Genomic DNA, 1,205 nt, shown 5'->3' on the forward strand with positions numbered 1-1,205 from the left:
GGCGGCGCTGGACGCCGCGCTCGACCGGCACCTGGCGGACCGGGCGGCGGGCGAGGCCGACGCGGTGGCCGGGGTGTTCGATCTGGCCCTGCCCGACCTGGAGCTGGCCGCCGGGGACGCCGCCGCCGGCACGCCGCTGTGGCAGGCGTGCCGGGCCCGCTCCCGCAGCCGCTACGGCGGGCAGGCCCGGGTGGTCCGGCCCCGCGCACGCTGGGCCGACCTGGTGCTGCCGGACACCCATGTGGCGCAGCTGCGGTCGCTGGTCGCCACCGTGTACCACCGCACCCGGGTGCTGCACGACTGGGGATTCGCCGACCGGGGCAGCCGCGGCCTGGGCACCGCGGCGCTCTTCGCCGGCCCCAGCGGCACCGGCAAGACCCTCGCCGCCGAGGTGATCGCCCAGGAGCTGGGCCTCGATTTGGTGGTGGTCGACCTCAGCCAGGTGGTCAGCAAGTTCATCGGCGAGACGGAGAAGAACCTCAGCCGGGTCTTCGACGCCGCCGAGGACGGCGCGGCCGTGCTGCTCTTCGACGAGGCGGACACCCTGTTCGGCAAGCGCACCGAGGTGCGCGACAGCCACGACCGGTACGCCAACCTCGAGGTCGGCTACATGCTCCAGCGGATGGAGTCGTTCACCGGGCTGGCCATCCTCACCACCAACGCCCGATCCGTGCTGGACCAGGCGTTCCTGCGCCGGCTGCGGATCGTGGTGACCTTCCCGTACCCGGACCGGGCCGCCCGGGAGACCATGTGGCGGCGGGCGTTCCCGGACGCGGTGCCGGTGGACGGGATCGACCCGGGGCGGCTCGCCGCCGTGGACCTGCCCGGCGGCGGCATCGCCGCGGCGGCGCTGACCGCGGCGTACCTGGGGGCGGACGGGGAGCGGATCACCGGGGAGCAGGTGGCCACCGCGACGCGCTGGGAGCTGGCCAAGAACGGGCGCTCCCTGGGCCGCTGACCCTTGATCCATAGGGTCAGCGTTCGACTCCCTGGCGGCCCGTCACACGTCGGTCAGCGACCCTGACCGGGCTTCGGAGGCCGTGATCAGGGCGTGATTCGGGCCGCTACCGGCAGGTGGTCGCTGCCGGTGGCCGGCAGCAGCCACGAGTTCTCCGGCTTCACGCCTCTGACCAGGATCTGGTCGATCCGCACCACCGGGAACTTTGCCGGCCAGGTGAAGCCGAAGCCGTTCCCGGCCGTGTCCT

At 73.9% G+C, this 1,205-nt stretch carries 1 protein-coding gene and 1 pseudogene; one reads left to right on the forward strand and one right to left on the reverse strand.

The features are described from left to right. The coding region (locus B0E53_RS36615; RefSeq protein ID WP_146167979.1) for an ATP-binding protein at nt 1-958 on the forward strand (958 nt) is incomplete at its 5' end. 86 nt (nt 959-1,044) lie between these two features. Here the strand turns inward: B0E53_RS36615 and B0E53_RS39965 are convergent. After that, a pseudogene (locus B0E53_RS39965) lies at nt 1,045-1,205 on the reverse strand (endonuclease/exonuclease/phosphatase family protein); the annotation flags it as partial.

Source organism: Micromonospora sp. MH33, assembly GCF_003013775.1.
Taxonomy (GTDB): Bacteria; Actinomycetota; Actinomycetes; order Mycobacteriales; family Micromonosporaceae; genus Micromonospora; species Micromonospora fulviviridis.